The organism is Neobacillus sp. B4I6, from assembly GCF_050434045.1.
Taxonomy (GTDB): domain Bacteria; phylum Bacillota; class Bacilli; order Bacillales; family Cytobacillaceae; genus Neobacillus.
Genome location: NZ_JBNPWB010000002.1, coordinates 5,456,881 through 5,479,073, shown reverse-complemented (window position 1 = coordinate 5,479,073; position 22,193 = coordinate 5,456,881). Strand labels below are relative to the sequence as shown.

The 22,193-nt window shown below is 41.0% G+C and carries 22 protein-coding genes and 3 pseudogenes; 15 read left to right on the top strand and 10 right to left on the bottom strand.

Annotated features, from left to right (window positions below; translation table 11 throughout):
• Positions 1–152: 152 nt before the first annotated feature.
• On the bottom strand, positions 153–275 hold the full coding sequence (locus QF028_RS29345; protein ID WP_168241215.1) for a YjcZ family sporulation protein: 123 nt from the start codon (positions 273–275) through the stop codon (positions 153–155).
• Positions 276–602: 327 nt separating this feature from the next.
• On the opposite strand from QF028_RS29345, the gene QF028_RS29340 reads away from it, so the two are divergent.
• On the top strand, positions 603–1,220 hold the full coding sequence (locus QF028_RS29340) for a DUF47 domain-containing protein (RefSeq protein ID WP_429471006.1): 618 nt from the start codon (positions 603–605) through the stop codon (positions 1,218–1,220).
• 95 nt (positions 1,221–1,315) lie between these two features.
• Here QF028_RS29340 and QF028_RS29335 read toward each other — a convergent pair whose 3' ends face one another.
• A complete protein-coding gene (locus tag QF028_RS29335; protein WP_429471004.1) occupies positions 1,316–2,560 on the bottom strand; it encodes an SH3 domain-containing protein in 1,245 nt (414 codons plus the stop codon).
• A 295-nt stretch (positions 2,561–2,855) separates the two neighbouring features.
• Here QF028_RS29335 and QF028_RS29330 point away from each other — a divergent pair, with 295 nt between their 5' ends.
• The 8 genes and pseudogenes from QF028_RS29330 to QF028_RS29295 all read left to right on the top strand — a co-directional run bounded on the left by QF028_RS29330 (position 2,856) and on the right by QF028_RS29295 (position 8,752).
• Positions 2,856–3,284, top strand: a complete 429-nt coding sequence (locus QF028_RS29330) for a hypothetical protein (protein WP_429471002.1) — start codon at positions 2,856–2,858, stop codon at positions 3,282–3,284.
• 81 nt (positions 3,285–3,365) lie between these two features.
• A complete protein-coding gene (locus QF028_RS29325; protein WP_215004801.1) occupies positions 3,366–3,590 on the top strand; it encodes a hypothetical protein in 225 nt (74 codons plus the stop codon).
• A 239-nt stretch (positions 3,591–3,829) separates the two neighbouring features.
• Positions 3,830–4,039, top strand: coding sequence for a hypothetical protein (locus QF028_RS29320; protein WP_429471000.1), 210 nt, complete (start codon positions 3,830–3,832; stop codon positions 4,037–4,039).
• A gap of 212 nt (positions 4,040–4,251) precedes the next feature.
• Positions 4,252–4,761: a CBO0543 family protein gene (locus QF028_RS29315; protein WP_429470998.1), complete on the top strand. Its 510-nt coding sequence runs from the start codon at positions 4,252–4,254 to the stop codon at positions 4,759–4,761.
• 4 nt (positions 4,762–4,765) lie between these two features.
• Positions 4,766–4,876: pseudogene (locus QF028_RS29310) on the top strand (cupin domain-containing protein); the annotation flags it as partial.
• Positions 4,877–5,060: 184 nt separating this feature from the next.
• Positions 5,061–5,198 carry a hypothetical protein gene (locus QF028_RS29305; protein WP_168240856.1) on the top strand — a complete coding sequence of 46 codons (138 nt, stop codon included), beginning with the start codon at positions 5,061–5,063 and terminating at the stop codon, positions 5,196–5,198.
• Positions 5,199–5,741: 543 nt separating this feature from the next.
• Positions 5,742–7,373 carry an SWIM zinc finger family protein gene (locus tag QF028_RS29300; RefSeq protein WP_429470996.1) on the top strand — a complete coding sequence of 544 codons (1,632 nt, stop codon included), beginning with the start codon at positions 5,742–5,744 and terminating at the stop codon, positions 7,371–7,373.
• A gap of 357 nt (positions 7,374–7,730) precedes the next feature.
• Positions 7,731–8,752: pseudogene (locus QF028_RS29295) on the top strand (FUSC family protein).
• 118 nt (positions 8,753–8,870) lie between these two features.
• Here the strand turns inward: QF028_RS29295 and QF028_RS29290 are convergent.
• Positions 8,871–9,776, bottom strand: coding sequence for a PdaC/SigV domain-containing protein (locus QF028_RS29290; RefSeq protein WP_429470994.1), 906 nt, complete (start codon positions 9,774–9,776; stop codon positions 8,871–8,873).
• Between the two features lie 75 nt (positions 9,777–9,851).
• On the opposite strand from QF028_RS29290, the gene QF028_RS29285 reads away from it, so the two are divergent.
• Both QF028_RS29285 and QF028_RS29280 read left to right on the top strand, forming a co-directional pair.
• Positions 9,852–10,124 carry a hypothetical protein gene (locus tag QF028_RS29285; RefSeq protein ID WP_429470992.1) on the top strand — a complete coding sequence of 91 codons (273 nt, stop codon included), beginning with the start codon at positions 9,852–9,854 and terminating at the stop codon, positions 10,122–10,124.
• Between the two features lie 419 nt (positions 10,125–10,543).
• Positions 10,544–13,486: a DEAD/DEAH box helicase gene (locus QF028_RS29280; protein ID WP_429470990.1), complete on the top strand. Its 2,943-nt coding sequence runs from the start codon at positions 10,544–10,546 to the stop codon at positions 13,484–13,486.
• A gap of 43 nt (positions 13,487–13,529) precedes the next feature.
• Here the strand turns inward: QF028_RS29280 and QF028_RS29275 are convergent, their stop codons facing one another.
• Positions 13,530–14,150: a hypothetical protein gene (locus QF028_RS29275; RefSeq protein ID WP_429470988.1), complete on the bottom strand. Its 621-nt coding sequence runs from the start codon at positions 14,148–14,150 to the stop codon at positions 13,530–13,532.
• Between the two features lie 306 nt (positions 14,151–14,456).
• Between QF028_RS29275 and QF028_RS29270 the strand changes: the two are divergent.
• A pseudogene (locus QF028_RS29270) lies at positions 14,457–15,193 on the top strand (DUF3231 family protein); the annotation flags it as partial.
• A 128-nt stretch (positions 15,194–15,321) separates the two neighbouring features.
• Here the strand turns inward: QF028_RS29270 and QF028_RS29265 are convergent.
• Entirely contained in the window at positions 15,322–15,603 is a 282-nt protein-coding gene (locus tag QF028_RS29265) for a hypothetical protein (RefSeq protein ID WP_410884998.1), read from the bottom strand.
• Positions 15,604–15,906: 303 nt separating this feature from the next.
• Here QF028_RS29265 and QF028_RS29260 point away from each other — a divergent pair, with 303 nt between their 5' ends.
• The 3 genes from QF028_RS29260 (at position 15,907) to QF028_RS29250 (ending at position 17,674) form a co-directional block, all read left to right on the top strand.
• Entirely contained in the window at positions 15,907–16,053 is a 147-nt protein-coding gene (locus tag QF028_RS29260) for a hypothetical protein (RefSeq protein ID WP_429470985.1), read from the top strand.
• A 170-nt stretch (positions 16,054–16,223) separates the two neighbouring features.
• Positions 16,224–16,358, top strand: a complete 135-nt coding sequence (locus tag QF028_RS29255; protein ID WP_282599625.1) for a hypothetical protein — start codon at positions 16,224–16,226, stop codon at positions 16,356–16,358.
• Between the two features lie 335 nt (positions 16,359–16,693).
• Positions 16,694–17,674 carry a DUF3231 family protein gene (locus QF028_RS29250; protein WP_429470983.1) on the top strand — a complete coding sequence of 327 codons (981 nt, stop codon included), beginning with the start codon at positions 16,694–16,696 and terminating at the stop codon, positions 17,672–17,674.
• Positions 17,675–17,785: 111 nt separating this feature from the next.
• On the opposite strand, the gene QF028_RS29245 is transcribed toward QF028_RS29250, so the two are convergent.
• From QF028_RS29245 to QF028_RS29225, 5 genes are all read right to left on the bottom strand, one after another.
• The gene (locus tag QF028_RS29245) at positions 17,786–18,103 is read right to left on the bottom strand and encodes a hypothetical protein (protein ID WP_429470981.1); all 318 of its coding nucleotides are present in this window, start codon (positions 18,101–18,103) and stop codon (positions 17,786–17,788) included.
• A 158-nt stretch (positions 18,104–18,261) separates the two neighbouring features.
• Positions 18,262–19,035, bottom strand: a complete 774-nt coding sequence (locus tag QF028_RS29240; protein ID WP_429470979.1) for a methyltransferase domain-containing protein — start codon at positions 19,033–19,035, stop codon at positions 18,262–18,264.
• 133 nt (positions 19,036–19,168) lie between these two features.
• Positions 19,169–19,645, bottom strand: a complete 477-nt coding sequence (locus QF028_RS29235; protein WP_429470977.1) for a CBO0543 family protein — start codon at positions 19,643–19,645, stop codon at positions 19,169–19,171.
• 343 nt (positions 19,646–19,988) lie between these two features.
• The gene (locus QF028_RS29230) at positions 19,989–20,819 is read right to left on the bottom strand and encodes an aldo/keto reductase (protein WP_429470975.1); all 831 of its coding nucleotides are present in this window, start codon (positions 20,817–20,819) and stop codon (positions 19,989–19,991) included.
• A 47-nt stretch (positions 20,820–20,866) separates the two neighbouring features.
• Positions 20,867–22,099 (bottom strand): MFS transporter, encoded by a 1,233-nt coding sequence (locus QF028_RS29225; protein WP_429470973.1) that lies wholly within the window; start codon positions 22,097–22,099, stop codon positions 20,867–20,869.
• Between the last annotated feature and the right edge of the window lie 94 nt (positions 22,100–22,193).

Below are 22,193 nucleotides of genomic sequence, written 5' to 3'. Positions count from 1 at the left end.
CTTAACTCATTGGTTATTCAAATGAAAGGCTGCATAAGCTAGAGTGTAGCCAAAACCCATAACCAATCCATGGACCATACACCTTGGTGAGTTATCGTTTCAACCAAAAAAGCCCTTATAGGGCTTTTTTAGTTAAGAATAATTGTTTCTTCTTAGAAACAGATTACTGCTCCTACGATGATTAACAAGATAAACAATACAACAATTAAAGCAAAGCCGCCGCCATAGCCGACACCGCCGTAGCCACAACCACCAAAACCACCATAACCAAACATATTATAGCCCTCCTTTAGGATTATTCCTTACAATTTATGTTAAGAGCTTAAGAATGGGAAGGGCTTTTTCACTAGGTCTTTTACGAGACAACTACATTCCCTATGACGAAACCCGCCATATGTAGCGAATAGCTCATTTCTTTAATATCTTAATAAATAAAAAAAAACATTCGGCCATTTTTTGTCGAGTAGATATAGGACGTAAGCCGTTACTTTTGTCCAATGGTTGCATTTATTATAGTAATTGCTTTTAAAAGCGCTTTGATAAAGGTTTTTTAACCATTTTTTTAGGCAAATACACTAATTGGACCATGTGGAGGGTATTGAATGGCAGTAAAAAAGAAAGACAAGTTCTTTAATCATTTAAATAACATTTCTTTAAATTTAAAAGAAAGTGCGAACTACTTTGCTGACTACGAATTAAAAAATGTTAGTGATCTTAATACTTTTTCCGAAAAGATGAAAGAATTTGAATCAAACGGGGATGCCATGGTTCATGACCTGATTAGAGATCTAAATAATGCTTTTATCACTCCATTTGAGCGGGAAGATATTTTAGCTCTTTCCATCAGCATGGATGATATTTTGGACGGCTTATACCATACAGCTGCCCTATTTGAAATGTACTCTATTATTGAAATGGACGAATTCACGCTGAAATTTGTTGATGAGATCAAAAATTGTGCAACGGAAATTGATGCAGCGATTGAACTGCTTTCCTCTAAGAAATTGCTTCATATAAGAGAATACGCAATCAAAATTAAAGAAATGGAGTCGAATTGCGACCATATTCTGCGTGCATCCATTAAACATTTGTTTACCGCTGAAAAAGACCCAATCCGTATTATTAAATACAAACAAATCTATGAAGGCCTAGAAGAAATCGCCAACTGCTGTCAAGCAGTGGCGATTTCGTTTGATACAATCATTATGAAGAATGCGTAACACGCTTTATCCTCCAGAAGGTATTTTGTTCCTCCATATTGCACTTTATCCCCAAAAAAAAGCCTCAAACCTGAGGCTAATTTTTTTGTTACGATTTATTTTAAAGATAGTAAAGTCATTTGTTGACCCCTTTTTCCTTCGAGTGTTAGGGTCACTTTTTCCCCTTGATGTTCAAATAATTCATTTACCATGCTGCCTGATGCTTTGGCAGCATACGTGATCCCATTAGATGTGATAAACCGAAACGTTCCTTGAGGGTCCACCCCTCCTATATATGCTGCCACTTTGATTTGATTCGTAGCCGTTGCTGTTGTGGCAGGGATTTTGATTTCTTGGCCAATTTTCAACTTTGCTGAGTCTACGGTTGGATTTAGTTCTTGAATGGATGAGACAGAGATCGTAAGGGCTTTACTGATTTTTGTAAAATTATCACCGGGCTTAATCACATACACTGATGTACTTGGTTTTGTTGGTGCTGGCAGGTAAGTAGTTAAATAGGTTTCACTCACATACGCTGTTTTGCCTTTGAAATTAATCTGAGCCCATCCATTTATAGATGCTTCGACAGACACTCGATCGTTTAATCGTAACGTACCTATTTCAGCACTGCTCGTAGAGGCAGCTTCCCTCACTCTCAAGGAAGTGGCCGTTACATACATGGGTTTGGCTTGAGTGATAACTGGTTTCGTCGTTTCTTCTTGTACGGTAAGATAATTGGCACTCACAAAACAAACTCTTCCTTTGATCAGAATGCCAGCCCAGCCGTTTTCTATGAAGGAGACCTTCACTACATCCCCTTGTATATATTTTCCGATGACACGGCTTTCAGTCGTCGGGTGTGACCGAACATTTAGAGTGGTGGCGGTAACCGTTCTGTTATGTACTTTTGGTAAAAGAATTTTTTTACCGTTAATGGAAGTTCGGCCATTGGCCTCTACTATTTCTTGTACTGTTACTCCATGCGCTGCAGCAATCTCTTCGATTTTTTCACCGCTTTTTACCTGATATGTATATTCCTGAATAAAGGCTGCATTTGATGTGCTTGCAAAAAAGCTAAGGACGACGGTAAAAATACCCGTCACGACAAGTCTTTTTACTGGGCTAGTTTGTATCCATTGGTTCACCTGTGACACATATGTATTCCAATTGGCACGAATATCTTGTAGGAATCCTTTGACATCTAATACATTTCGAATATCAAAATAATGGACGCGTTGATCATATTCGCGTTTTTCCATCCTTGAAGTGAACTCTGGGACAGGTTTGGTTTGCTTGCTTTTTCCGTGGGTTTCTTTCCTGATTCGTGTCAATTCACCATTTTCAAATAATTCGTTCGTCATAATAACTTGTTCTCCTATTTCCTGTTTAGGGTCATTCATTTGTTGTCATTTAAGATAAATGGACGATTATGTATTTTTATTAAGGTAGCCGATCAAGTTTAACACTAAATGCGACCCATGACCATTTACCTCCCCTATGTATATTTCGACATTTTCCATCATTTTCTGTCCCAATTTTCGTTGGTCTTTCAGAAATATACGAAAATACTGCACACTGACTACATCACTATGACAAATTTTTCAAAGGCATTCCCCTATATATTTGCATACGTATATAAAGAAGGAGTGAAATACAGTGAATGCTCAAACAGAAAATAAAAAAGAATCCAAGGAAAATAGTAATTCTGACAAGGAGGAACTGATTTCACAACTTGAAAAACAAGTTTCCGTTGCTGTCTGGATTCAATTTATTGGTCAAATCATGGAGGCGTACTATTTATCTAAGATTATGTTGGTTGATGAGGAAATCCGATCGGATGCCAATGAAAGACAGATATTACTGGGAGCATGGATTCAAACCATGGGCCAATTTTTAGAAAGTATTGGTGTTACAAAACAAGTTTTAACGGATGAGGAATCGCTCACGTTGGAAGCTCAAGAAATCACCAATTTGGGAGATTGGTTACAATCCTTAGGGCTCGTATTAGAAGCAAACGCAGGTACGCAAATTATTCTGGAAGAAAAAAAGAAAGAATTGGAACCGACCAAGGAGTTCTTGCCATAACAGTTATTTATTTGTTGAAGTTTGAAGACTTAAATTGTTACATGGCTAAACAACTACATTGAAAAAAGGAATGGGTTGGAAATGAATCAATCGAGTATGCTCTTGTTTAATGAAAATGATAAAAGACGGATATTTCTGCGGCCTCATGCTTTTTATCACCATTTTTACTATGGGGGACCACATTTCGGCACCCCTTTCTGGGGAGGGTTTACGGGTGGAATGATGGGCGGCTACCATTTATCCCCATATGGTTACAGCTCCCCTTATTATGGATATGGTTATCCTGGCTATTATCCTTATTATTAGTTTAATGTCTTTTTTAACTGCCATGTGCAAGAAATTATAGTTGAAGATTGGGGTTGCGGCTGCAACTCCTTTTCTAATTCCACTAACGGCCGTTAGTTTATTAAGATATTTTCCATCTGTTTAATTGAGTGCCAGCTCATGTTATAATGAGTAACTTAGGATAATTACTACATTTACTTAGAATTGAACGGATGCTAAGAAAAGCCTCCGCCTAGCGATAAAATATGAGGTGTTAGAGAATGAATAAACGATGGACGATTGGTAAAATTAAAGAATTTGTTGAGAACCATTCGGAAAGCAAGTTGCTGACTACGGAATACCAAGGTTTTTCGCAAAAGTTACTATTTACATGTGCATGTGGCAACAACTTTGAAAAAACATTTACGAAATTTAAAAATAATGACCAACGTAAATGTGACGTGTGCCAACCTCCAAAAGCGACACGATAACGTATAGCGAATAAACGAAGTGCCAATTTCTATTAAAGAGAAGTTGGCACTTCGTTTATTTTATAGGGGGAATAAAAGTGGATTTCACGTATGGTGATTTGGCGAACTTCTATGTAAAAGAATGGGTTTTTATTGCACCTGTCAGTTGAAGAGGAAATAGTAATAATTTTAAGCTTTTTGGTAAATTTTAAAATAAAAACTGTTGAAATTGGGTGTTCCTATTGCGTGTTGTTCTGTGCCTAACTCTGGTACTTTGCTGCTGGAAATTTGGAGATATAAAAAATTGGAGAAAATATTACCCCACTATTTTATACCTAATTGTAAATAATTTATTATATAGCTTTTTTGTTAACGGAAAATATTTTCTATGGAAGTTGAAACCTGATTTTTTATTAAACCATACCTTTTCAGTATTAATTCAAACCTTCATTAATTTTCCATGTATTGTCATACTATTTTTGTCCTATTTACCTAAAAATCGGAAGAATCAAATAATGTATTTACTAATATCGGGAGTAATTCTTGTTTGTATCGAAGGTATAATGTTTATTGGTGGAAAAATCACCTATCATAACGGATGGAATTTCTGGTGGTCAATCGCCTTTAATTTCTTGTGGGTTATTATGTTGCGATTTCATTACCTTAAGCCGATTCCAGCTTGGTTGGTTTCTTTTTTATTTTCAGCTTTTTTTATCATTTATTTCCATATTCCGTTGCCTTAACACAATCTATTGTATTTCTGGTTCTGCAACAGTATCCATACTGAACCCATTTACAAAACAGATACTCAATTACACGATTACTCCTGGACAGGTGGCGAACGTTCCTCACAACTATAACTGGGACGAAGACCGCTTCGAATCTTGAAGGGGTCTTTGTATGTTTATATAGATGGGCTGGTCTAACTAATGATTAGTTAGATTTTTTTGCGATGGGCATACCCCTACTCAAGTTTACTGGTATAAGAGAGTGATAGTTTGGCAATAATGATGATAGTTCCATATTCGAGGGGGTTATGAGGGTGAAAGAGAATAGGTTGTTATTGTCAGAGTTTGCGAGTGAGGAAGGTTTTGAGCTTAACAGCTATCTTACCAGTTTATTTGAATATTTTTCTAGTTTGACTAAAAATGAAGGTACGAAGATCGAGCCAACCCCTTGATTTGTGAGGAGTGGCTTTTTTTGTGTGTTAATTTTACTGTGTTTGGGATTGAGAATGGGGTTTCAGGCATTTACTGGCAACCAGTGGATTCATTCCATGGTTTACTGTCGACTTTTTTCACTTTACTGTCCACTTTTGATTTTTACTGTCCACTTCTATCAACTTACTGTCCACGTTCCCCTATTTACTGTCCACTCCCTCCATTCAACCTCAAACTTTCCAAAAAGCCAGGCGAAAGACTGGCTCTGGTATCTTTTATTTCTACTTTTTCCATTGGCCAGCCTAATTTCAAGACTTAAAACCATTAAGTTACCTTTTTTTATTAAAACCCTGCCACCGCCTGAAATTTGGTGTCAGGCACCATGATAATTGGTTTGAGATGAATTGCGGTGCGATGGAGTTTTCGCAAACGTTTCCTATTCGGCGAGGGCGATTTTGGGTTCATTTTTCAAAAATGTGTTTTGGATTGAGGGTTGCCTTCCTCTTTGGGCGTGTTTTTGGGTATAATAGAGGAATATGGATTTTTTGGAGGGGGTTGTGGCTTTGGAGTCGACGCCTGCAAGTGAACGGATTGAGCTTTTTGGGGATCAGGTGCGGGAATTGCTGCACCCGACGGTGACGGAGGATGCGAAGCTGGTTCAGAAGGGTTTGATGTTGTACCGGCAAGGGCTGGTGAAGCAGTTACAGATTTGGAATGAGCAGATTACTGCGACCGTCCAGGATGTGACGCCTTGTTATGTGAAGTTGAATTTTGAGTTTTTGTCGCAGAGTGAGTGCTCGTGTCCGACTGAGGGGTTTTGCCGGCATCAGATGGCGGTGTTTTTGAGTGCTTATTCTCGGGTTGGCAGTGTGGCGGATTGGGTCGCTGAATGGCGGGAGCCGATGCGTGAGTCGAAGGCGGTTTCGGACTGGGGGCTGCAGACGGCGAAGGATTTGATTAAGGCGAATGGGGTGTCGAAGCCGGATTATGGGCGTTGGGTTCATTCGTTTGAGGTGAGTTTTGATACGCTGCTCGCGACGAAGAAGTATACGAGTCCGTATGTGATTCCGGAGTTGTTTGGGATTTATGAGCGCCGGATTCATGCGAGTGCGCCGGTTGAGCAGGAATGGCGCTTGCTGTATGAGTTGGTCGGGATTGTGGTTTCGTTTCGGAAGCTGGCTCGGCTGAGTGAGCAGCTCGGGCATGATGAGGATATGGTGAAGCGGGCTTATTTGCATTTGTTCCATAATTTGATGGATGATGCGGAGGAGCTCTCGATGAAGATTGGCGTGCAGTCGCTGCCGTTTGATTTTGATGAGTTTGTCGATAAGTTACGGGAGGATACGTTTGAGCTGTTGACGTGTACGCAGGGGTTGGCGTATGAGAGGATTTTCTTGTACCGGCTGTTGTGGATTCATTTTTTCAAGAAGAAGGCGTGGCGTGAGGAAGAGTTAGTGAAGATTCAGGCGCGGATGAAGGAGCTGCAGGATTGGGAGAGCCCTGCCCCGCTGCTGCTCGCTGGGATTCATTTGAATTTCTTGCTTGGGGATGATGAGGCGGCGTTGAAGTTGACGGGTCCATTTGGCGATGAGGAGATTGCACCTTATTTGGTGTATTGGATTGAGTATTTGTCGGGGCTGAAGGCGTGGAAGCGTGTTGGCCCGGTGATTGAGTTGTTTTTGCAAAAGGTGAAAGGTTATTTGGAGTGGCTCGGTGGTTATCATAGCTGTGCGACGTTTGTGCGGAATGCGCTGCGGGCGGTGGCGCCTTATTGTGCGGAGAGTGACCGGGTGGATTTGTATGAGCGGGCGATGCTTTCGACGCTGCCGTATAGTTTTGGGGATTACGAGTATGTGTTGTTTGAGCGCGGGCAGTATGATCGCTGGGGTGAGCTGCAGGCGTTTGTGGGCTTGGATTATTATGAGTTGCCGAAGGACCGATTGAAGCTTGTGGAGAAGGAGCGGCCTGAGGTGCTGCTGGCGATGCTGCATCAGACGGCGCAGCGTGAGATTGATCAGAAGAACCGGGCGAGTTACCGGATGGCGGTGCGGCATTTGAAGAAGCTGCGGACGCTGTATAAGAAGCTGAAACGGGTCGATGACTGGGAGTATTTCTTGGATACGTTGATGGAGCGGACGAAGCGGCTGCGGGCGTTTCATGAGGAGTGTAAGCGGAGTAAGTTGATTGAGGGTTGAGACAAAAGGTGCCGGTTGATACTAACGACGGGTTCCGTTTAGAGGTGCAAACAACCTATTACACATCTTGTATCTCCCCGAAAATCTCAAAGTAACTCACATAAATAAACACATAAGAAAACGCTGTTGAATCTGACTTCAACAGCGTTTTTCATTTAACTAAAGCTCATTCATTAGTTGAAGATTGGCATATTAAAAGAAAAAGACAGGAATGATGAACACAAATGGTGCAAGAGTTAGCAAGGAAATGAGCTAGACAAGACCAGCTGCTTTTTATATTAAATATTTGCTGCTTCTGTATAAAAGGCCAGGGAGTACCAAACATAATGAAGAAGGACGGATGGAAGGTGGATCCACATGAAAAGGAAAAAGAATCATTTTGAAAATAAAACAGCTATGGTCTGAAAATGGCTATTGGATCGGCTTTTTCTTGGGAATTAGCAAAACTAGTGGGCTCTGATCACCCCTATTTAGCACCGCTTTCTGTTGTTTTATGTTTGCAAACTACCATTGATCAGTCGATTCGATATTCTTTTCACCGTATTGTGGGAACTATTATTGGTATCATTTTAACTGCTTTTCTTGTGAGTCACTTAGACATGAATGGTTGGATATTGGGTCTAATAATGTTAGGCGCAACCTTCATTGCAAAGTGGTTAAGACTAGATGAAACGGTTTTACATCAAGTAGCCCTCACCATTGTATTAATCTTTACGTTTGAACGAAAATCAAAGGATTATGCCCTAGATCGGATAGTCGACACGATTATTGGAGCAGTAATCGCTGTATTGATTCACATGTTTTTATTCCCGCCAGACTTTACAAAGAAAGCAGCTACATCTTTTGAAAAATTAACTCGTCAGCTGTCTGAAATACTTTTAGAACTCTCCCATTGGATCCAATTAGAATGGGGAAGTGAAAAAGCAAAAGTGATGGAGAACAAAATAAATCTTTTTTCACAGGAGTTACATAATACAAAGGATGCGTTAAATATGGCATCCAAAAGCTTAAAATTCAATCCTTTTAGCAAAAAACATAAATCTATTCTTTCTATGTATCGAATGGAAATCAAAAAGATGAACAAAGGCTACCAGTATGTTTCAACTATAGTTGGGACCCTAAAAGAATGGGAAAAGGAGGGGCAGCCATCTTCATATGATCAAATGGAAGTTGGAAATCATTTAAAAACTTTAAGTGAGTTCTTTGAAAATCTGGAAGTTCTACACCAGAACGAATTAAAAAAGGAGAAAGAAACCGATCTTCAGGGGTTACTGGACTTGCTTCCTTCAAAAATGCTGTTGAACTCACAACCCAGTTATAAGCTGTATAGGGATTCTTTCTATTTAGAAACAAAGAAATTATTAAAAAGTTTATTTTAAAGAATTTTGCGCTTAAATCTTATAGAGATTTACCTTTTTGACCCCCGAATCGAACCCGTTAGGTTATACCGGCACCTTTTGTTTTTTACTAGGGCGGTTGCAAATTTAATAGCGGATGTTACTGTTGAAGCAGGCTAAGAAACAATAACGAATGTATGTTTTGGGCTATGGACTGATAGGTGATCTCGAATTCTGCATGGTCCCCTTCTGCATGGCTGACGGGAATGCTAATTCCGAGGGAGTCGCTGGTGAAATAGCTAAATGTGTCGGACTGATTTTCGGTACCGATATTGTCGAGTGAATCGGCGTTTGTGAGCATGTTTAGTAGGTCGCTTGGGTGTATGCTGCTAAGGATGCCTTGGTGTTCAGGCTTCATGGATTTGGCGTTTTGCTTGAGATTATCTACAAAGTTTTCATCGATATTGATCATGTCTTTTAATTTTAGAATCGTTCCCGTTTCGATGTCGATATTGGTTGTATAGTAATGATTATTGGGATGGGCTGCACCGTTCATGTACCCCACGCCTGTGTATTGAATGCTCAGCAGGCTGGGACTTTTGGATTTGATTTCATAATTGATTTCGAGGGTTAGGTCTTGAAGATCGGGCAGGTAGTAGTTTAGTACTTTGATGGCTTCTTTTTTTATAAGTTGATTAATGGTTTTCTCCTTTTGATGATCGCTTGATTTCGTGAGTTGGGGATAGTTTATTTTGATGTTGTTTTCTGTGTAGTTTGTTTTTGTTATTTCGTAGGGATTACTGGATGGACTTGGATTGTTAGGGCTGCTATTGTTGTCGGGTTGTTCGGCGGGTTTTACGCCGGGGTTGGTGTCAGGGTGTTCATCGGCATCGGGCTTGGGTTCGGGCTTATCGGCGGGTTTTTCAGCGGGTTTATCGTTTGGATTTTCAGTTGCTGGTTCCGGTTGTGGGTCACCACTCGTTTTCGGATTATTCCCTTGGCTGCATGAGGTTAACAACAAGAGTAAAAATATTAATAGCATTATAATTAGATTCTTCTTTCCCATATACGATCTCCTCGTTTTATGTCCTTAAAAGATACAATAAAAAATCATAGCTGAAGCTTCCATTGGTGGGTCCAGATGAAACTTGATTTCGCCATCAATTATATGCCGATTTATTCGTTTTATGATCCGACTAGGGCTTTCCTTTCTCAGGTCATTGTCTTTCCGATTATGGAGAATCAGCACTTATTAATGGCTGGATCTCTTGCCCGGGACTACTTTTTAGTTACCTTTTTTAACAATAAACCACGTACGAATATACTACTTACGGAAGAACTTCAAGCCTCGCCCTCCTCTAACCACACTTTTTTGGGTATAATAGAGGATATGGATTTTTATGGAGTAATTTAGATTTCATTTATGAGATTTTTTGGAGTTAATTTTGATGTATTTTAGTGTAATTTTTGGTGTTATTTATGGTGTCATTTTTGGTGTTATTTATGGTGTCAGGCACCGCTCGTGGACACTTTAGTTATTTTGTCCATACGGAGCGGACATTTAGTTAGGATTAGCTAGGTTGACTGGTATTGTGGCTTGTTTATTTTTAGGGGAAATTTGTTTTGTGCTATTTTGGATGGGTTTTGTGCCATTTTAATAAGGTTTTGTGCCATTTCAGGGGGCTTTTGTGCCATTTTTAAGGGGTTTTGTGCAATTAGACATTTTCTGGAAATTTACAACTAGTAAATAGCTTTGATGTTTGTGAAATTATGCATTTTTTGGAGATTTCCATCTAACTTTGTTCTCTCCCCCAATAAAGGAGTTTTGGATCGATGCTTAAAACAAGGTTTATGAAATTGCTGACAACTAAATTAGGGGAAGGTCGCTTTCTTCTTACTGCGGAGGATGAACGGGGTCATGTGATGAGCCCGTCTAGATGGAAGAATCTCGTTTTCAGCAGTCATGAGGAAAGCTTCTTTGGTACGCTCCTTGAGACAGAGACGGTGAACGACGTCGAGGGTGTGGTGGTGAGCGGCTGGCATCTGGTTTCACTTTTTGCCAAGGAGTCGTTTAATCGCTATATCGAATGGGATTGGAATGAGCAATCTGAGATTTGTCTGGCGGCCGCCCATTCGCTGTATGAAGGCATCGTCGAGAAGGATTGGCTGCCGGACTTTTCGGTCTGGGAGCACGGGGATTTCCGTTGGAAGCTTCCTGAACGCGTGAAGGATGAGTTTGACCCGTCGTTTTGGGAACAAAGGATTGAGGAGCCCGAGCCAGCCGTCGATGAACTGATAGGCCATGAACTTGGGACGACCAAAAACTATATCTCAGCTTTGTACAACGATGCCCTCGACGGCTATTTGACGCGGAATTCAGCGATGAAGGAGTTATTCGGGCCGAAGCTTGATTTGCTCCGGAAGCAAAATATTTCCGGCGGCGAGCTCGCTCGCTATTTTGATGAAGAAAGCTGGCTGGAATGGGTCGGAATTAAGGAAAGCGACACACCGTTTACGATTGGGCTGCGCTTAGATGAGCCGGTTGATGGCGAAGGTGCGTGGAGTCTGGATTTATTTATACGAGGAAAGAAAAATGTCGATGAGGTTTATGATGTGGATGGGACCACCAAGATCCCAGCGAAGTGGCGTCCATTTTTAGAAAAAGTTGACCGCGAGCGGGAGCGCTGGGTGCGATTGATTCCGTGGTTGGGTGAAGACGGCTATTTCAAAACGCATCTGAGCGAGGAAGAAGCATGGATGTTTTTGACGGAGGCGAGTGAGACGCTGGTGGCATTGGATGTCGAAATCCTCCTCCCTTCCTGGTGGCAGGCGATGAAAAATGCCAACCTAAAAGTGAAGGCATCGCTGAAGGGTGGCTCAAGTCACCGGCCGTCATTCGTCGGGCTTCAGGCTATGCTCGATTTTAACTGGCGCTTTTCGATGAATGGTGTCGACTTGTCCGAAGATGAGTTTGGGAAACTTGTCGAGGAAAAAAGACGGCTTGTCTTCATTCGCGGCCGTTGGGTGAAGCTTGACCCGCAGTTCATTCGACAAATACAAGATATGATGAAACGTGCTGAAAAAGAAGGCCTGCATGTCCGCGATTTGTTGGAACAGGAATTGATGGAGTCGGATACTGCTGAAGATGAACTGGACAATCCAAAGGCGTTTGCGAAAATTCAAATTGAGTTGAACCGCCAATGGAAGCAAATGATCAAACAGCTAGCGGAAGTCCACGAAATTCCGCTCGAAGACGTGCCTTCTGGGTTGCAAGGTGAGCTTCGTCCTTACCAGCAGCTCGGCATGAGTTGGCTCTGGTTCTTGCGCCAGTACGGATTTGGCGCCTGCCTCGCCGATGACATGGGTCTCGGTAAAACCGTCCAGCTGATCTCTTACCTTTTGAAGGTGAAAGATGTGGTCGGGGATGAATTGGCTGTGGTGCCTGACACCCAAACTGAGACGAAAAAACGCCGCAAAAAGGATGATGAGGCGGCTACAGTTAAGGTTCCGACGAAGGCTGCGCTGATTATTTGTCCGACTTCTGTACTCGGAAACTGGCAGAAGGAGCTGGAGCGCTTTGCACCGGAGATGAAGGTGTATTTGCATTACGGGTCCAACCGCCTGAAAGAAGAAGCTTTTGCGGAGAAGGCAAAAGACGCCGATATTGTTTTGACTTCGTATGGCTTGAGCCACATCGATTTGGCGGAGTTTGAGTCGCTGATTTGGAGTTCGATTGCGATTGATGAGGCGCAAAACATTAAGAATGCCCAGACAAAACAGTCAAAGGCAGTTCGCAGGCTGCGTGGACGTCATCACATCGCGCTGACAGGAACACCGATGGAAAACCGCTTATCGGAGCTGTGGTCGATCTTTGATTTTACCAATCATGGCTATCTTGGCAGCTTGGGGCAATTCCAGAAAAAGTTCGTGATTCCGATTGAAAAAGATGAGAAGAAAGACAAGGTTCAGCAGCTGCAAGCGTTGATCCGGCCATTCTTGCTGCGTCGCACGAAAAAGGATGAAGAGGTTGCCCTTAACCTCCCTGACAAGCTGGAGCAAAAGGAATATTGCCCGCTCACCGCTGAGCAGGCGTCGTTGTACGAACAGCTCATCCATGATACGTTTGCGGAAATTGAAAAGCTGTCAGGCTTTGAGCGCAAGGGGTTAATTTTACAAATGTTAAGTAGATTGAAGCAGTTGTGCAACCACCCTGCCCTCTATCTGAAGGAAAAGTCGGCTGGGCGCGAGCTGCTGGAACGCTCGAATAAGCTAGAGAAACTTGTCGAATTGATTGACGCAGTTTTGGAACAGGGCGAAAGCTGTCTGATCTTCACCCAATATATCGAAATGGGCGAAATGATTCGGAGTACATTGAAGAAGAAGTTTGGCATTGAGGTGCCGTTCTTGAACGGAAGTGTTCCGAAAGTGAAGCGTGACGAGATGATTGAGCGATTCCAGAATCAGGAGTTTCCGGTGTTCCTGCTGTCGTTGAAAGCAGGCGGAACTGGGCTGAACCTGACGGCGGCCAATCACGTCATCCACTACGACCGCTGGTGGAATCCAGCTGTGGAGAACCAGGCCACCGACCGTGCCTACCGGATCGGTCAATCGCGCTTCGTTCATGTGCACAAGATGATCTGCACGGGTACCCTCGAGGAGAAAATCGATGCGATGCTAGAGAAGAAGCAATTCTTGAATGACCAGATTATCCAAAGTGAGAACTGGATCACCGAGTTATCGACGGATGAGCTGAAAGACTTGGTTTATCTGGGGTAACGTGGTTTTTCGTGTAATGATAGTGCCTGTGATGGTAATGGTGTCAGGCACCATCGTGTAGACCTAAAAAACATACAATGAAAAAATGCTCAGAGATTTCCACTCTGAGCGTTTTTTCATTGTTGCACTTATAGTCCCCCGTTTGTAGATAGGCTCCTCTTTTTGGAGGAATATTCCTAAATTGGAATTTGCAATTAATAAATTTCTTGTGTAATGGGAGGAAAAAGCTAAATACAACAAAATACAACGGTATTGAAAAGAAAAAGCTCCAGCCGTGTGGCTTGATATAACCCACTTTTCGCATTCCCCATTCCACTAGAGTAGCAATTATGGTAAATATAATGACTAGTATCCATTTATTTGTTTTCTTAAAATAGTTTAAAAAAATAACGGAAAGAGATGAAGGAATTAAGCTGTAACTTATAAACTCTCCTATTCCCGTGATATTTGGGTTACCAAAATCAACAAGGTCGAACATTTTTGCAAATAAGGAATCACCAATCCAAGCAAAATAACCAATTACTCCAAATGTAATATAAAGATCTCTCCAACCGATCTCTTTTTTAGGCATAAAAAGAGCATATAAAAACAATAGCAAGCCTACACTGATCGGCAGCCAATTTCCTTGTGCATGTAAATCTAAATTCTTACTCAATGAACTCAAACTAATCACCTCTTATTTACTCTCTCCAATTTTATTATGATTATTTCAAGCTTTGCCCTACGGATGGACTAGTCATTTAATTTAAGATTTGTAGATTATTACATCGAATTGATTTAAGCCGCCAAAAAGTCATTCTCGATAGAATGACTTTTTACTGCTTTATACAAATTGATCTGTCTGATTGTTAAACTCTTGCACTCGTTAGTTCAACAAGCAATTGCTCGACTTTTATCATCTAAAAGGTTTAAGTCCAAAGAAATTCATACCTTTTTCTGAATTAGTAAATAATACGGAAGACGTGATAAAATGGAAAATGAAAATTTAAAACTTACAGCTTCCGAAATAGGAACACTATGGGGGGAGTATGTAAACGGAACAATGACCGATATAGTAAATTGATATATGTTTTCCATTATTGAAGACGAATCAATAAAAAAGTTTTTTTAATAGCCATCGAAATCTTCGAAAAGCAAAAGAAGCAGCTTGTTTCCTTCATTGAGAAAGATGGATTTCCAGTTCCAATTGGATTTACTGAGTCCGACCTTAATAAAAGTGCAGAGAGATTGTTTTCTGACACCTTCTGTTTGAATTATTTACATATTATGACTTTACACGGTTTGTTGGGACATACAACCGCTTTAAGTGTTTCTGTCAGAAAGGACCTACGTGATTTTTACAATTCATGTGATAATGATGCAAAAAATATGTACGATTTAACCATTGAGTTATTGCTTGAAAAAGGAAAATTCCAAAGAGACCCCTATTTCTATCCTAACGAGAGCCCTGAATTTATTTCTACCAAAGATTTTACTGATGGATTCTTCGGAAAAGGGAGACTTTTATCTGCTACAGAAATAATCAGTATATCTCTTAACATTAAAAAGAGCATTATGGCAAAAGCTCTTTCAATTGGATTCAGTCAAGTCACTGAATCCAAAGAAGTAAGAAAGTTTTTTGAGGAATCTGAAAAAAGGGCTGATGAAAACATACAAGCCCTTACAAAAATTATGCACAAGGATAATTTGCCAGTTCCAATGTCGTGGACTGTATATAAGGTCAGTTTAGTGCAATAAGAAAAAGCCGCCAAGTAGGCAGCTGGATCTTCGAATCTTGCACCCGTTAGTTTTCCAAGTATCTGTTCTTCTATAATAAAGCATCTTCGTACTTTGAATTAATGATTATTTTTCATTCCTATAATCAGAGTTTCTATTTGTTCTTGTGAAAGTTGCTCACGATCAATCTCAACATCTTTGCCGCAACCAATCAAAACTAGATCATCATGATTTGATAAAGGTTTTCTTCCTCTGGGTACAGATTCTGTGTATTTTTCCCACACACCATTAATCTTAGCGAGTGATACATCACCTCTTTTCATCATCAAACCACCTATACTTTTCGGCATCATCAAACCTCTTATAAATTGTTTTTTTGAGAAATAAAAATCTTCTTCCATTTATTCATCTCCTTAATATAGTATATGTAAATTACGTCATAAACCATTTATGAATTTTCATCGTTATTGTTTAACTAACCTGCTCCGTTAGTACAATAAGAAGAGCCACCAAAAAGAGAGCTGGATCTTCAAATAAAAGTAACGCGCTTAGTCCCTCCTTTTTGTCCCCTCAATGAGACAAACTTCTCTTATTTTTCTGTATAATTTTGCTATTTCGCCTATTTTGTAACCGCTTTTATGTGAATTGATTCACATGTATAATAGGTTTATAAGGAATCCAATAACCCATTCCAGGGAGGAATCATGATGCTTACTGATTTTTTGTTTGAACTCAAAAACTGGTTGCTTGGCGAGCCAATGGATGAAATCCACGAATTCGAACGATTAGAATCAAAACATACCAGGGTTCACCACGATGAATATATTTCCGAAATTATCCGGGTCCATTAATCCATTTTATACGTCAAAGAAGCCTTCAACTTAGAGGGCTTCTTTTTTTCGAATGAGACGAAAGAAATTCAACTAGCATAGCCTCAAAAAAAGAATGCAAACTAAAATCGTGGGTGCCGATAACATATTGGTTGGCATCCTTGAAGGAATAACTAATGGGTGGTGAAAAAATGGCTAAAAATAAGAATAACCAATTTAGAAAACATAATACGGCTCTGCCAAAAGCCGATTTAGAATTTGCGGAAGAACGAGGAAATGGCTTTGAAAAAGTCGCATTAAAAGCCCAAAAAAGTCATAATAAGTAAACAAAAACGGGACAGTTAACCTGTCCCTTTTGTTGTTCTAGTGGGAGGTTTCTGTTATGTGAAAGTATTGGAAAATTAAAGAGATTGGAAAATCCTAACGGGTTGCTTTGGTTTTCCTATAAATCTTCCGTTAACCCTTTCTTCAACTATCCTGCTTAAAGTTTGTCGAAAAAGCAAAGGGATCGCCGCAGCACTTCCCAATCTTCAACTCTTGAAACTGTTAGTTGAACAATTTCGGGTTCATGTTTTCTTAAAAAGTTTATTTTCGAGGAAGAATAATCCTTACCTTACAGGAAATTCTAAGATTTAATTAGGAAAAATAAGGGGAATGTAAAATGGATATACCAAAATTAACTCCAGCAGAAATGACAAATTTATGGAATTCATATTTAATTAACACAATGACACAATGGGTTACAAGATATTTTATAGCGAATTGTCAGGATGAAGATTTACGTCCTATCCTTGAGTATGCGGAAGAGATGGCAATAACAGAAGTCCAAAAGTCTAGAACTTTCCTAGAAGAGGCAAATCATCCACTCCCTCAAAAGTTTGATGCTGAAGATGTGGATGTTAATGCTCCTGCTCTCTTCACAGACAAGTTTGTCCTCATTCTTAAAGGTGTGTTGTGTCAAGAGTCACTAGGTGTTTATTCACTTTCATTAAGCACTTCAACACGGACTGATATTCGTCAATTTTATGAAGATTGCCTAAAAAATGCTTCACAACTATTTAATAGGTTGGCTGACCTTATGATAAAAAAAGGGTTACACCATCCGGAAATACATATCCCTACTCCAGAACTTGTTGAAAAAGTTAGTAAGCAGAACTTTTTGGCTGGTTGGTTCACTGAACGTCGTCCACTAACATCTTATGAAATCTCTCAATTAGTAGCCAACATTCGAATTAATGAAGTAACAAAAGAGTTTATGAGAGGTTTTGCTCAAGTCACTCGGTCAAACGAATTTAAAAATCACTTTCACCGTGGAGCAGAGATAAGGCAAAAACATATCGAAATATTCCAATCAATTCTTCTTGCTAATGAATTACCTCATCTACCTACGTGGGAAAGTGAGGTTACTGACACAACCGTTCCTCCTTTTTCCGATAGACTAATGTTGTTTAAAATGACATTGCTAACAGGAGCAACGGCAGGACATTATGGAGTTTCACTTTCAAGTGTCCTAAGAAAAGATATTGGAGCTCTCTATACACGTTTAATGGCAGAGGAATTACTATATGGTGAAGATTGTGTCAACTTAATGATTGAGCATGAATTTTTGGACCAACTTCCAATGGCAAAGGAACGGAAATAAGGTCTTTTATTTGGAGATTAATAATGGAAATTATAAAACAATATATTTTAAAGTGTCATCTTTTCAAGATGACACTTGAATTGTTTAACAGATAACGACCTACTTCCACTTTTAGAAATAACTTCTGTAATAATATAACATTACTCCAAGGGTAATGATGGTATAAGCCAGGGAGGTTAGGAAAACAACATTTGGTGAAAACTCATACTTTTGTTGGTCAACTTTGACCCCAGTGGTGCCTTGAACTGTCATATCTAAATATCTTGAAGTGTGCCCGCCTTTTGAAGTAAAGAACCAAATGATTACGGTGAAAGCTAATCCAATAAAGAATGAATAATCAATGAATTTTGTATGGGTATAATACGTTATGCCAAAACTCAATCCTGTTAAAACTAAAAACGTAATCCCGATGGTCATTAGTCTTTTCATTATTATTAACTCCCCTTTTAAAATAGTTATCTCTATATACGGATTTACCGCAAAAGGGTTCCAATTATTGGGTTTTTAATATTAGCTCTTTGTTCACAGAGGTACAGAACCATTTACCAGGCTTAACCAAAAAGAAGGACCCAATATGGTCCCCGTGATTACTCTTTTATCCCCAGCACACGAATCCGCTTATAATCCGCGATCCACTCGCCGTTGCGGAATAAAACTTCTCTTAAGTTCTCTTCCACTCTTGTGATGATTAACTCTTTGGTTTCGCTTGTCACGCCTTCGAACATGCTTGTTGCGAACATCTCGATCCAGTTTCTTAAGCCTTGCTCTCCAAATAAAGGGGTCGGCCGATCAAAATGTTGGGCGTGGGTGACCCGAAATCCTACTTGTTCCATTATGGATGTGTATTCGGCAATGCTTGGGTAGTACCAAGGGAACTGCTCTGATTTATACGCGGTTCCGTGTTCGCCTAATTGGTTAATGATTGCATTGGTTATTTTCTGGACGTTGTCTTTCCCGCCGAATTCAGCGACAAATCTGCCCTCAGGTTTTAAGGCATTATAGATGGACTGTAGAGCCTGTTTTGGAGTTTTAATCCAATGAAGTGTAGCATTAGAGAAAACTGCATCAAACTCGTTGGTGTACCCCATGTTCACAGCGTCCTGTACCTTGAAGGTGAGACCCGGGTACTTTTTTTGGGCCTGCTGGATCATGTTTTCGGATTTATCAATCCCAATAATATCGACGCCTAGTTGATTCAGTTGGTTGGCTAGATCCCCTGTTCCGCAGCCAAGATCAAGAATCTTTTCACCTGACTGCGGTGCTAGCCATTGGACCAAATCCCCTCCAAATTGAGAAACAAAAGAATGCTTCGTATCATATAAACTAGCATTCCAACTATCTTCCTTCACTCTACTAGCCATTTTTTATCACAACCCCTTTTTAGATACTCTATTTAATAATTATAGCAAAGGGATGTGGAAAATACCTGTTTGATGTCCCCCACAGGAGGACATGTGTCCATGGACGGTGCCTGACACCATTATTGTGACACCATTATTGTTTCTCGGCGGTTTTACTAATGAGAGACATGAGGATGCGCACGATTAAAAAGGTGGATGCGATGGATGCAAAGCTATGTAGTGAGGTCCAGGATTTTTTATATTTGATTAATTTTGTGTTTTTTTCGAGCCAAGATTCAACTAGTGTCGATGGTAGTGTAAATAATAGGCACTTGGCTAGAATTCCTATAACACCTGAATTTCTAGTTACTTGATTGAAATAAATGCAGCTGATTGGGAAAATGAGATAGCTAAATAAAACACTTATGTCAAAGCTTTTTGATAAGTTAACAGGGTATTTTAAATATCCTCTTTTTACTAATAAATTATCGAGAATGGTGGCAATATAGCTCTTCATTAAGAAAATAATCAGCCAGTCCTTTATAGGTGGCTTTCGAATTAAGTTCATAAAGGTACCAATTCCAGAAACAAATAAAAACCTTAAGATGTTTTTTTCAAGCTGATTTCGCATTTTCTTCACCCCTCAAGCATGTCGCCTTAGTTTATCCAATAAAGTTGAAAAAAAAAGTACTGAATTTATTATTGTTGCTTTATGCTCTTTCCATTTACCGCTGGAGCGGATTTTTGCTTTGGATGGTAAATGAGACGGCTCTCCATTTACCGCCAGTGCAGCTTTCGCTTTGACACGGTAAATGCAAGCATAGAAATAAGGCCAATCTCAGTAGCGAGATTGACCTGTCCACACCTGGCGGACGAATAGGTGCATTTGTCCACGAACGGTGCCTGACACCAATGATGGATGACATAAAAGATGGAACACCAATGATGGCACTAAAGATGGAACCAAAGGTAATTTAAAAGTCAAAGTTGTCGGGGTCTGGGCCGACGCGATGGTTTTGGTTTAGGTTGTTGATTTGGTGCATGTCTTCTTGTGTTAGCTCAAAGTCGAATACTTGTGAGTTTTCGATGATTCGGTGTTCTTTTGTTGATTTTGGGATGGTAACGATGCCGTTTTGCAGATCCCAGCGCAGGATGATTTGGGCGACTGATTTCTTGTATTTTGCGGCGATTGCTGCCAATCCTTCATTGTCTAACAATTGGCCTTGCATTAATGGCGACCAGGCTTCCATCTGAATTCCCTGTTCACGGCAGAATGCATGGACTTCATTTTGGGTTAAGCGCGGATGGTATTCGACTTGGTTTACCATTGGCTTAATTTCTGCATCTTTCATCAGGTCTACAAGGTGGTGCACTTGGAAATTGCTTACCCCAATTGCACGTACACGCCCTTCTTTATAAAGCGTTTCTAATGCTCGCCACGCCTCCTTGTATTTCCCAGCCACAGGCCAATGAATCAGATAGAGGTCCAGGTACTCTAAACCTAGTTTATCTAGGATTGTTTGATACGCTGCTAATGTGGATTCGTAGCCGAGGTCAGCATTCCAAACCTTGGATGTGACAAATAAATCTTCTCTAGCGATGCCTGATTCCTTAATCCCTTGTCCGACACCCTCTTCGTTTTCATAGATTGCCGCTGTATCAATGCTGCGGTAGCCATGTTGGATCGCCGTTTTCACCGCGTTCACGAGCTCCGGTCCTTCCTCTACTTTAAAAACGCCAAGGCCGAACCAAGGCATTTTTACTCCATTATTTAATGTAGTTGTACTTTGTAAGTTGTTATTCATTGATATAGCCTCCATTTTTTTTAAATTGAATTACGCAGCTGTCCTCCTCAGGGGGACAGTTGTGTTTTAATGGTGCCTGACACCACTGCTGTTGCAGTTGTTTGATCTCTCCGTTCCAATGCTCGGCTCCATCCTGTTAGGATGGCGGCTGCGAGGACCATTAAGGCTCCGATCCATGTGGTGTGGATGAGGCCAAGTGTGTCTGTGATGGTGCCGCCTAGGTAGGAACCGATGGCGATTCCGGCGTTGAAGGCGGCGATGTTGATGGCTGATGCGACATCGACGGCACTCGGGACGTAGCGCTCTGCAAGGATGACGACGTATACTTGCAGTCCTGGTACGTTCATAAAGGCGAGTAAGCCCATAAAAATAATCGTGATGAGGCCAGCGATTTTGAATTGTGCGGTGAACATCAAGACGAACAGGACCACGGCCTGGACGATAAACATATAAAATAGGGATCCAATCGGATTGCGGTTCGAGAGCTTTCCGCCCACCATGTTGCCAATCGCGATCGCCAATCCGTAGGCGAGTAAAATTATTGCAATCGAGCCTTCTTTAAAGCCGGTTATTTCCTGTAATAATGGTGACAAATAAGTAAAGACAACAAATGTGCCGCCATACCCCAGTGCCGTGATTGTGAATAGAAGTAAGAGCCGGCCATTGGTCAGGAGCTTGAACTGGTCTCGAACGCTCGTCTGGGTTCCTTTTTTCAAAAAAGAAGGAATGAGAATCCAGTTGGCGATGAAGCCGATGATGCCCACGGCGATGATGATGACGAAGGCTAGTCTCCAGCCATATTGTTGGCCAATGAATGTTCCGAATGGAACGCCTGTGACGGTGGCGACGGTGAGGCCGGAGAACATGATGGATATGGCGCTGGCGCGGCGGTTGGCCGGGACGAGGTCGGCGGCGATGGTTGAGCCGATCGACATGAAGACGCCGTGCGACAGTGCGGAAATCACGCGAGCGACAAGTAGGACGCTGATGCTTGTTGCGCTTGCGGCGATGCTGTTACCGATGATGAAGACGATCATGATCCATAGTAATAAGGTTTTGCGAGACATGCGCGATGTCAGAGATGTTAGGACTGGCGCTCCGAATGTGACCCCGAGGGCGTATAGGGAGACGGTTAGTCCGGCCGTTGTGACGGGAATGTCTAAATCGTTGGCGATGAGTGGCAGCAGGCCGACGCTGATAAATTCGGTGGTTCCGATCGCGAAGGCGCTGACGGCTAGGGCCAGTAGTGCGAATGTGCTTTGTTGTTTATTTAAAGGCATGAATTTTCCTCCTCATTTGTGTAGGTTTATTTAAAAGGGTATGATTGTTTTCATCCGGCAAATGTTATTATGGGATATATGAGGAATATTAGGA

Excerpts from the sequence above, each read along its gene's own strand:
- QF028_RS29345 (WP_168241215.1), bottom strand. The coding sequence starts at position 275 with ATGTTTGGTTATGGTGGTTTTGGTGGTTGTGGCTACGGCGGTGTCGGC.
- QF028_RS29340 (WP_429471006.1), top strand. The coding sequence starts at position 603 with ATGGCAGTAAAAAAGAAAGACAAGTTCTTTAATCATTTAAATAACATT.
- QF028_RS29335 (WP_429471004.1), bottom strand. The coding sequence starts at position 2,560 with ATGACGAACGAATTATTTGAAAATGGTGAATTGACACGAATCAGGAAA.
- QF028_RS29325 (WP_215004801.1), top strand. The coding sequence starts at position 3,366 with ATGAATCAATCGAGTATGCTCTTGTTTAATGAAAATGATAAAAGACGG.
- QF028_RS29320 (WP_429471000.1), top strand. The coding sequence starts at position 3,830 with ATGAATAAACGATGGACGATTGGTAAAATTAAAGAATTTGTTGAGAAC.
- QF028_RS29290 (WP_429470994.1), bottom strand. The coding sequence starts at position 9,776 with ATGGGAAAGAAGAATCTAATTATAATGCTATTAATATTTTTACTCTTG.
- QF028_RS29285 (WP_429470992.1), top strand. The coding sequence starts at position 9,852 with ATGAAACTTGATTTCGCCATCAATTATATGCCGATTTATTCGTTTTAT.
- QF028_RS29280 (WP_429470990.1), top strand. The coding sequence starts at position 10,544 with ATGCTTAAAACAAGGTTTATGAAATTGCTGACAACTAAATTAGGGGAA.
- QF028_RS29265 (WP_410884998.1), bottom strand. The coding sequence starts at position 15,603 with ATGGAAGAAGATTTTTATTTCTCAAAAAAACAATTTATAAGAGGTTTG.
- QF028_RS29260 (WP_429470985.1), top strand. The coding sequence starts at position 15,907 with ATGATGCTTACTGATTTTTTGTTTGAACTCAAAAACTGGTTGCTTGGC.
- QF028_RS29255 (WP_282599625.1), top strand. The coding sequence starts at position 16,224 with ATGGCTAAAAATAAGAATAACCAATTTAGAAAACATAATACGGCTCTG.
- QF028_RS29250 (WP_429470983.1), top strand. The coding sequence starts at position 16,694 with ATGGATATACCAAAATTAACTCCAGCAGAAATGACAAATTTATGGAAT.
- QF028_RS29245 (WP_429470981.1), bottom strand. The coding sequence starts at position 18,103 with ATGAAAAGACTAATGACCATCGGGATTACGTTTTTAGTTTTAACAGGA.
- QF028_RS29240 (WP_429470979.1), bottom strand. The coding sequence starts at position 19,035 with ATGGCTAGTAGAGTGAAGGAAGATAGTTGGAATGCTAGTTTATATGAT.
- QF028_RS29235 (WP_429470977.1), bottom strand. The coding sequence starts at position 19,645 with ATGCGAAATCAGCTTGAAAAAAACATCTTAAGGTTTTTATTTGTTTCT.
- QF028_RS29230 (WP_429470975.1), bottom strand. The coding sequence starts at position 20,819 with ATGAATAACAACTTACAAAGTACAACTACATTAAATAATGGAGTAAAA.
- QF028_RS29225 (WP_429470973.1), bottom strand. The coding sequence starts at position 22,099 with ATGCCTTTAAATAAACAACAAAGCACATTCGCACTACTGGCCCTAGCC.